The 7882-nt window shown below is 57.5% G+C and carries 8 protein-coding genes and 1 pseudogene; 6 read left to right on the top strand and 3 right to left on the bottom strand.

The features are described from left to right. Positions 1 to 122: 122 nt before the first annotated feature. The 5 genes from C5J22_RS25200 (at position 123) to C5J22_RS25230 (ending at position 3713) form a co-directional block, all read left to right on the top strand. Positions 123 to 548: a hypothetical protein gene (locus C5J22_RS25200; RefSeq protein WP_105440459.1), complete on the top strand. Its 426-nt coding sequence runs from the start codon at positions 123 to 125 to the stop codon at positions 546 to 548. A gap of 176 nt (positions 549 to 724) precedes the next feature. Further along, on the top strand, positions 725 to 1237 hold the full coding sequence (locus tag C5J22_RS25205) for an invasion associated locus B family protein (protein WP_172746776.1): 513 nt from the start codon (positions 725 to 727) through the stop codon (positions 1235 to 1237). A gap of 247 nt (positions 1238 to 1484) precedes the next feature. Continuing rightward, entirely contained in the window at positions 1485 to 1787 is a 303-nt protein-coding gene (locus tag C5J22_RS25210) for a hypothetical protein (RefSeq protein ID WP_105440460.1), read from the top strand. Between the two features lie 723 nt (positions 1788 to 2510). Then, positions 2511 to 2888, top strand: a complete 378-nt coding sequence (locus C5J22_RS25225; protein WP_105440463.1) for a hypothetical protein — start codon at positions 2511 to 2513, stop codon at positions 2886 to 2888. A 378-nt stretch (positions 2889 to 3266) separates the two neighbouring features. Beyond that, on the top strand, positions 3267 to 3713 hold the full coding sequence (locus C5J22_RS25230; protein ID WP_105440481.1) for a MarR family winged helix-turn-helix transcriptional regulator: 447 nt from the start codon (positions 3267 to 3269) through the stop codon (positions 3711 to 3713). A gap of 882 nt (positions 3714 to 4595) precedes the next feature. Here the strand turns inward: C5J22_RS25230 and C5J22_RS25240 are convergent. Beyond that, a complete protein-coding gene (locus C5J22_RS25240) occupies positions 4596 to 5366 on the bottom strand; it encodes a hypothetical protein (RefSeq protein WP_105440465.1) in 771 nt (256 codons plus the stop codon). Positions 5367 to 6100: 734 nt separating this feature from the next. Beyond that, on the bottom strand, positions 6101 to 7084 hold the full coding sequence (locus tag C5J22_RS25245) for an aldo/keto reductase (RefSeq protein ID WP_105440466.1): 984 nt from the start codon (positions 7082 to 7084) through the stop codon (positions 6101 to 6103). Positions 7085 to 7153: 69 nt separating this feature from the next. On the opposite strand from C5J22_RS25245, the gene C5J22_RS25250 reads away from it, so the two are divergent. Beyond that, on the top strand, positions 7154 to 7549 hold the full coding sequence (locus C5J22_RS25250) for a MerR family transcriptional regulator (protein ID WP_105440467.1): 396 nt from the start codon (positions 7154 to 7156) through the stop codon (positions 7547 to 7549). A 215-nt stretch (positions 7550 to 7764) separates the two neighbouring features. On the opposite strand, the pseudogene C5J22_RS25255 reads toward C5J22_RS25250, so the two are convergent. Then, a pseudogene (locus C5J22_RS25255) lies at positions 7765 to 7882 on the bottom strand (IS630 family transposase); the annotation flags it as partial.

A 7882-nucleotide genomic window follows, 5' to 3' on the forward strand; every position in this document is an offset into this window, starting at 1 on the left:
ATCGAGGTCGCGGCGGCCTGACGAATGGCGTATTGTTGGTGCGTGGATCGACGCACAACTTTCAATGCTCAAATTTTTACACGATTGCCGTCTCCGTCAGGGGGCGACGCGAGGAGCTAGGATTGCAAAACGAGGATTTTGAAGAAACGGCTGTGGAGATCCACTCTGCACCATACAATCCGAAGCCGTTTCACAAGCACATGATGAGCCCCTCCAGCGAAGTGACGCTTCTGGTCACGTCGATCATCACCAATGGGATTTGGTGCGAGGTTGTAAGGGCTGACCAGCAGCCGCTGCTTGGTACCGTCGCATTTATCGGCCGCGGCGATCCCCTCTTGCGCAATCGAGACCCAAGTGAATTCACTGATACAATAGTAGGGGCGGAGATTAGGCTCAGGGCCGTAACCGATGGGCGCGGACTGCGAAAGACGGATGTCCTGTCGTGGAGCATCAACCGGCATCCGGCGGTAATCCTCTCGCAAAATATCGCGTCAGATACATTGAACATTGAGTTAGCTGAGCGGGCCACTGACGTGCCTGCCGAGTAGCAGGCCTCCAAAGCACTCCGACCTTGTTCGATGCCGTCGATTGGGATGCGTCAGCCCACAAAAAAGCGCGTTTGGATTAGTCCCGCGACACTCCCACCGCGGCGCCCGAGTTTAGTGGAGCGCCGTCCGTGGCCGACTTGGCCTCAATCCCGATTCAGTCCAGTCATGGAGACGAGATGTCCCTCAAAACGTTCGCGCTCACCGTTGTTGCCCTTGCTGCAATCGGTCCGGCATTGGCTAATGCGCAACCCGGTTCAACGCCGACGATGATCAAAACGTTTGGAGCCTGGGGTCTCTATTCGTATTCAACTGATGGTGGGAAACGCTGCTACGTACTCTCCACGCCACAGCAGGCTCAGCCGGCGAATGTGGACCACGGCAACAACTATATCCTGGTGGCCCCAGACCCACGGGCCGGCAGCTATTATCCGCAAGCGGTAATGGGCTATGACGTGCTCGGCGGCTCAGAGATAACGGTGTCGGTCGATGGCCGGAATTTTTCGATGACGTCGAAAGGGAATTCCGCCTGGACGAAAAACGCGAGCGACGACGCGGCACTAATTGCGGCGATGAAAGCCGGCAGTTCGATGACGCTGAGCGCGACCTCGAAACTAGGCACGCGAACCAACTACAGGTACACACTTGCGGGCATAACAGCGGCGCTTACGGCAGCGGCAAAGTGCGGCTGAGCCCAAGCTTGTTTGATTTCTGGCGTAGGGGCTGGTTTTATCCTGGCGGCTGCCGATCATGCGGTATCGTCAGGGTGATCCCCTCGAAATACTACAAATCGAGCGCGTTTTGCCTCTCACGGCGCGATAACGCTCCTGTGTCCGCCTCTGTCTTTTAACGTTTATCACGTTATGATATATTTAAATAAGCGATCAATAAGAATCGCGGGTGGGCAGCTAACAATCAAAAAAGCCGGGGAGGGTGCATATGAAGGATATTGCTGAAGTTGCCAAGTTGACGCTGTTGCTTGAGCGAATCCTGCGGGAACGCGGGCTTCTGGATCAGGAACAGCTCTGTGTGACGGCGTTGCCGGTTGATCTCCAGAAGAGGATGGACGGCCTCATCGAGAATGCCTCCGAGTTGCAAGGCCTGTTGAGGATTGGCCATGCTGCTCGTCTTGGTGAAGCTCTTTCGCCGCCCGTCCTCGAGGCAACCCGAGTCATGGTCCAGGAAGTGTGCGAGGCATTGTTGGACCATGACAAGGTTCAGATTGAATCCACAGTGCATTAGTGGGGCATGCCTATGTCAATGTCGTCCCCCGCGCGCGGCTCTGTGCAGGTTTGTTTTCTTGCCGCTGCGTTTTCAGCTGTGTCGCTCTCATTCGCCGTTGCTGGAGAAACCTCGAACTGTGCGGACTCTGCCAAGAGCGTGATGGATCGGACCCCCGGCCAGGTTTTGTCGGTCACATCCGTGAAGGGGCGCTGCGTGATTGTTTTTCTCATGCACCGTGAGGGGCAACGACCGAAGAGGGTGGTGCTGGATCTCACGAACGAGATGAGGCTCCATCACGGCGTAAAACCTAATCAGCCCGCCCTCGGTCAAATCCGGGCAGTGAGTGAATGAGGCATTTGCATCTTCATCAGGAGTGACGAAGCTTGTTGAACGCGGCCTTGCAGTTTTACATTTCCAAAAGTGAAGGTATGTGGATCGGGCGAATAGGCGATGCGCCCTGGCTGGTTCTTGCCTTGATGCTGATATGGGCAGGCAGCGCGCAGGCTGCAGCGCCAAACCCCCTGCAGAGACCTCCTGCGTTGAAGGCCAAAGAGGCCACGTACATCACCGACGTGATAGGCAAGCGCGTTCGAATTGTTGGACCACGCTTTTATCCCAACCCTACGAAAACCCTAACGTTTCCCGGCCGCGGAGCGAGTTCGCCGGACCGGCCAAAACGTTAGCGAAAGTAGGCGCAGGCTGTTGAAGGGCAGGGCGCGAAAGCACAAGGAGGTGTAACTGATGAATCGACGTGAAGAAACCAGAGCGGCGGTCATAAACTATCTCCGATCTATCCATGCGACGCCCGCCGCGCCTGTCAATCTGCGCCAGCTGACAGTCGCCCTGGCCAAGGCGAACTTCACGCAGGAGGAGATCGTAAGAGCGTTGTTCTGGCTGGAAGCTGATCGCGTCCTGGAGCTCATGCGAGGCTCTGACGTGAGCGGACAGCTCGGCCCAAGTGAACGGAGCGGTGCAGTAGATCTCTCCACGGTGGAAAACTCGCAATCGACGATCTCGATGTCCGCGACCGATTACTCCAAGCAGTTGCTTCTCGACCCCGTTGAGTTCCGAAATTGCCACCGCAACCTCCTCTCCTGTCGGCCTCTCATCAGGGTTTAACCCCTCCGTTCTCATGGTTGAGGCAGGTCGGACATCATCGGGCCGTCTCCGCCGACGTTACCAAGGAGGTCATCCATCGTGTATCCACTGGGCTGGTTCTCCTGAAGCGTCGCGCCAAGACCTTGTTGCGAAGTCGGCCGATTGCGGGCCTTGAGCGCAGGCAATGGCTCCTCTCCGCATCCAGCTGAAACTCTCCCCACGTTCAATAGCCCCCTCTTACTGTCGCCGCCTAGACAATCTATGATTCGCGCGCGCGCAACGGACATTGTGCTCGAGGCGGACCATGCCGAGTACATCCGCCGCGCGCACGCGAACCGTCCTCCCTATCGCGGACACCGGAATTATATATCACAGCGTGATTCAATAAAAGGTTTTTGGATGCCCAGTACAGAAGAAGTTGACTTGAAAAAGGAATTGCCTCCTGGCTTGTACGGCGCGCTGGCCGGGTTCCGGCTCGCGATGCGTCGTTTCCTGGCACTCAGCGAAGCAGCACTCGCGGAGGCCGAGGTCACATCTCAGCAATACCAGGCAATGCTGGTGATCAAGACGGCGGACGGCGGGCGCATAATGATGAGGGAGTTGTCAGAGCAGATGTTGATGCAGCCTCACGGTGCAGTACAGCTCGTCGACCGCCTCTCGTTGGCTGGTCTCGCAAATCGAATGCCCTCCGAAAATGACAGACGAAGTGTCTTGATCGGATTGACGCCGAGAGGGGAGGGCCTCCTTGAGGCGCTCGCAAGAATCCATGTCGAAGGCTTGTTGGCCAATCAGCCCTTACTGGCCGAGTCGCTGTCGAAACTGCGCGACTTGGGTGAGATAGAATAGCGTCATGCGGCGAACTCCGGGATAGGCTTGTCAGAAGGGTAGCATCTGATCACTGACAACCGGGATATGGGCCGTGGCCAGCGTGAGGGGAGCGAGCCATAGGGCAGTAATGATACTCCCAAGCAGCCAGAAGATCGTGTCGAAGTTCATGCTAGAGCGTTGCTTCGGCCGTCGTAAGGCGCCAGACTTTTGCGAAAGCTTCCAGGTCACGCCTGCAAAGAAGACGGCGCTGAGCAGGCTCCCGAAGATAGCCACGAAGTAGAAGGTGATCGTCACGAGACCGGCAGCAAACCTGACAGCAAAGGTATCCCCGCCTCGGCTGAAGACAGCTATACATGTGGCCCCAATGAACATCGACGTCGGCGCCAAAGGCCACCACAGAACAAGCCAGCCGAAAGTATCTTCGATGCCTCGCGCGGCCGCCTTGAATGCGAGCGCAACACGACCAGCATATAGGCATCCTGTTACTCGTGGCAGTCTCACCGGCTCAGGCTTCCAGATTGGTAGGACTGCGGGCTATTCTATATCATGGAGTGATGCATTTTAAGGTGGCGCGATATCACCTTTATGCGATGCTGATCACACGCCCAAGTCACTTGACCGTGTCGGACACATTCCACAGAAGCCAGAGGGACCGCTGTGCATCGGTAATCTCAACTGGTCATCCAAGACGAGCCTGAAAAGTCTCCCGAACCGATCGCCGGGCTTGCGGGATATTCCCCGAAGGCCTGTGACCGCTAGGGTGCATTAGGGGGCCTGATTGATCATGACTTTCCAGCAGTCCGTCGCGCTCTGATCGCGGCGACTGTGAATTAAAGTTAGGCACTTACTGCCTTGTCGAACGGGGTCAACCGTCGGTGCTGTTTCACACTCGTGAAGCATCTAGTTCTCCACCAACTCTTCCGCGACTGCGCTGGCCAGGACCTGATCAGTTCCACGAGGATAGCGGGGCAGGGTGAGCGTGATGGCAATGTCGCGTCCCGCGACGTTGGCCGAATAGCGCCTGTAGATCGTATCCTGGCCTTGCTCCTCCCCGAGAAGCCTGGCCTGGACCAGGCCCGTCAGACCTTTCTCGGCTGCCCTCGCGTCGCTCCCGGCAGAGGCAGTCGTGCAGCCTTCGACCGTTCTCTTCCCCACCATCGCCCTGTAGACGACCAGGGCCTCGAACGGGGTTCTTTCGCCATCGCCGATCGTCCAACTCTCGATCGCGATAGGATCATCGACTGGCGTAAAGGCCATGACCATGTCTGCTGCCAGTGGAGCCCATCCCTCCTGCCGCGCCTTCGACAGCGTTGCCTCGAACTTTGGTCCTTCTCGCAAACAATGGGAGACGAACAGATCGACGCTGGTCTCAGCTCCGTTGGCGGTCGCGGGCATAGCTATCATTGCAGCGAGCAAGATCGGCAAAACAGATATTTTCATGCTGGCTCCCAGGAACAAGCCGTTATACCCGCCGCTACAGCTGCCACCACTTTCAAGACAATACCGCCAAGGCTTCAAGGCTTTTTGATGCATTTCCAGGAGGCGCGTCGGATTACGACCGATTGCCTCGTCGATGCATGTGAGGGACTGCAATTTACGCTGCTGACAGATTGCCTCCGCGTAGCTCGATGCGCCGAGGGAAGAAGCCAAGAAGATTGCAAGCGGGTTCAACTAACATCCGGATCCTGTCGCCGAGGTGGCGAATTTGGCCTTGCCCCAAAGGGGACTTGGGTGATCCGGAGGTAGGCCTGCAAAAACGCCGCCAGGTCGGCGACCGGCTTCCGGCGATATCTCCGCACATGCAATTGTTTCCGTTTATCGAGGCCTGTCGCAAGGCACTCGATCAATCGGCCATGGCCGCCGGCTAACAGAATCAGGCGTCGCCACTCGACGACCGCAAAGTCATCATCGACTATCAGCCAGTCACTTGTGTGATCCGCAAGCCGTTCGACGCAGCGCGTGCGAATAGCTGTCGACAGGCTGGTTAGAAGTTTTGTCGGGTAGATGCCAGTAAGGTCGGGAATGCTCAAAAGGCGCCGAGTGAGGACCTTGCTGGATGGAGAGCCGGTCACCGCCGGCAGTCGGGTGATATAGTCGATACATCTGTCGAGCCGTCTTGACGCTGTGCTGATGCCGATAGCCGATGAGCGACGCTACCGGAAGATGTCTTGCCATAGACGCGTTCAAACGTTCCGCAAAACTAACTGAGATCGTGTACCCGACTACCGCCAACGTTAATTGCTGAAAACGGACTGATTGAGGTCGGCTTCATCCCTTCAAGCCAGTCATTGGCGATCCACTGTTTGCGCAAACTTCGAGCGAAAACGACGCCGCGAGAGGAGCGGTGACGCGGCCGTTCGGAGAGATTGCAGCGCCGCCACCGGCGACGCTTGTTGGCAGGTCGTCTATACGGTGATCCCCTGGACTGCGGAGGCGAGTGGCGCGAGTCTTTCCATCTCCGGCACGGTCAGTATCATGGACGCCGCCGCGACGTTTTCCAAGAGACGGCTGCGCTTCCGCGTTCCCGGAATCGGTACCGTTTTCACCTTGAGCTTGCGACTTTGAGCATAAAGCCAGGCAAGCGCAATTTGCGCCGCCGAAACGCCGCGCGCCGACGCGATGTCCTCGATCTTTGCGACCAGCAGCATGTTTGCCGCACGGTTCTCGTCTGAGAACCTCGGGAAATACTGGCGCGCGTCGGTGTTGGTCAGGGATGTTACGAAAGCTCGGCCGGTTAGCATGCCGCGCCCAAGCGGGGAGTAGGGCACCACCGTTACCCCGAGTTCGGCCGCGGCCGGGACCACGTCCTGTTCGATGTCGCGCGTGAAGATTGACCATTCCGATTGCAGCGCCGCGATGGGATGAATGGCATGCGCCGCGCGCAGCTCGGCCGCGCTGACAGCGGACAAACCGAGCCACTTCACCTTTCCCGCTTTGACCAGATCGGCCATGGCACCGATGGAATCCTCCAGCGCCACGCTGTCGGTCCGGCGATGCATGTAATAGAGGTCGATCACGTCGACGCCGAGGCGCTGGAGAGACCGGTCAACGGCTGCCCGGATGAAGTCCGGACGATTGTCGATGCTCCAATCGTCGGGGCTTTCCGGCGTGCGGCTGTAGCCGAATTTCGTGGCGATCGTGATGCGCTCGCGGTTGGCCGAGACGAAGGGAGCCAGAAATTCCTCGTTGGCACCAACGCCGTACATGTCGGCGGTATCGAACATGCTGATCCCGAGTTCAATCGCCCTCTCCAGCGTCAACCGTGACTCGGCTGTGTCGGTTTCTCCGTAGAATTCGCTCATACCCATGCAACCGAGGCCTTGAGCGCCGATCATGGGGCCATCCTGGCCGAGTTGAGCTTGAGGCATGGACGTGTTTTCGCTTGTCATGTTTGGTCTCCACATTTCGACAAGCACCGTCTATAAGTGTGGAGTGCACTCCATGGTCAAGGGTTCAAAATGCTGATTTCGGAATTTGCAAAAGTGACGGAACTCCCCGTCGATACGATCCGGTTTTATATCGCCAAAGGTCTCCTGAAGCCTGACCGTAGCCTCAAGGGCGGCTCGAATCCTTACCAACTGTTCAAGCCTGAGGATGTGACCGCCGCTCGGATGATCCGGCTTCAGCAGACGCTCGGCTATACGCTTGGAGAAATCCTTGCTCTCAACGAAGAGTACCGCGCAGGGGAGCACTCCATGGAACGGACCATCGAAGTCCTCCAGATGCAAATCGAAAGATTGCAGCAACGCAAAGCGGCGCTGGATGCAGCCTTGACCTTTCTTCACGGCAAGGTCGACTGGATAAAGTCCGGCAAACCTGGCTCCGCGCCGCGCCTGGAAGACTACCAGTGCTGAACTGGCCTTCCAGCAATCCCGCTGCTTAGGATTGCCGAACAGTGATCAGTTCGCACCGGGCTTGTTGCTTCAATGTCGCATGATCGCTTAGGGCGCATTAGACCTGATGGGTGACAATCGGCGCGCGGAGTACGTTCCAACGCTACGGCTTCCCCGAGCCGTGCTTCCCCGGCGTTAGCAATCAAGGGTGACACGCGGGAGGGTTCTAGAGCGGTTCATGTTTTGACGGAAGCATATCCTGCATTTGTGAGATAGTTGGCGCATTCGTCGGGCAGGATTGTTTCGACCAGTCTGCCGATGTGACGCCAGGTGTCATCGATGGTGCGCTTTTGT

It is taken from the genome of Neorhizobium sp. T25_13 (assembly GCF_002968675.1).
Classification (GTDB): domain Bacteria; phylum Pseudomonadota; class Alphaproteobacteria; order Rhizobiales; family Rhizobiaceae; genus Neorhizobium; species Neorhizobium tomejilense.

What these genes read in the sequence shown, in the direction of transcription:
- C5J22_RS25205 (WP_172746776.1), top strand. Translation starts at nt 725, where the DNA reads ATGTCCCTCAAAACGTTCGCGCTCACCGTTGTTGCCCTTGCTGCAATC.
- C5J22_RS25210 (WP_105440460.1), top strand. Translation starts at nt 1,485, where the DNA reads ATGAAGGATATTGCTGAAGTTGCCAAGTTGACGCTGTTGCTTGAGCGA.
- C5J22_RS25225 (WP_105440463.1), top strand. Translation starts at nt 2,511, where the DNA reads ATGAATCGACGTGAAGAAACCAGAGCGGCGGTCATAAACTATCTCCGA.
- C5J22_RS25230 (WP_105440481.1), top strand. Translation starts at nt 3,267, where the DNA reads ATGCCCAGTACAGAAGAAGTTGACTTGAAAAAGGAATTGCCTCCTGGC.
- C5J22_RS25245 (WP_105440466.1), bottom strand. Translation starts at nt 7,084, where the DNA reads ATGACAAGCGAAAACACGTCCATGCCTCAAGCTCAACTCGGCCAGGAT.
- C5J22_RS25250 (WP_105440467.1), top strand. Translation starts at nt 7,154, where the DNA reads ATGCTGATTTCGGAATTTGCAAAAGTGACGGAACTCCCCGTCGATACG.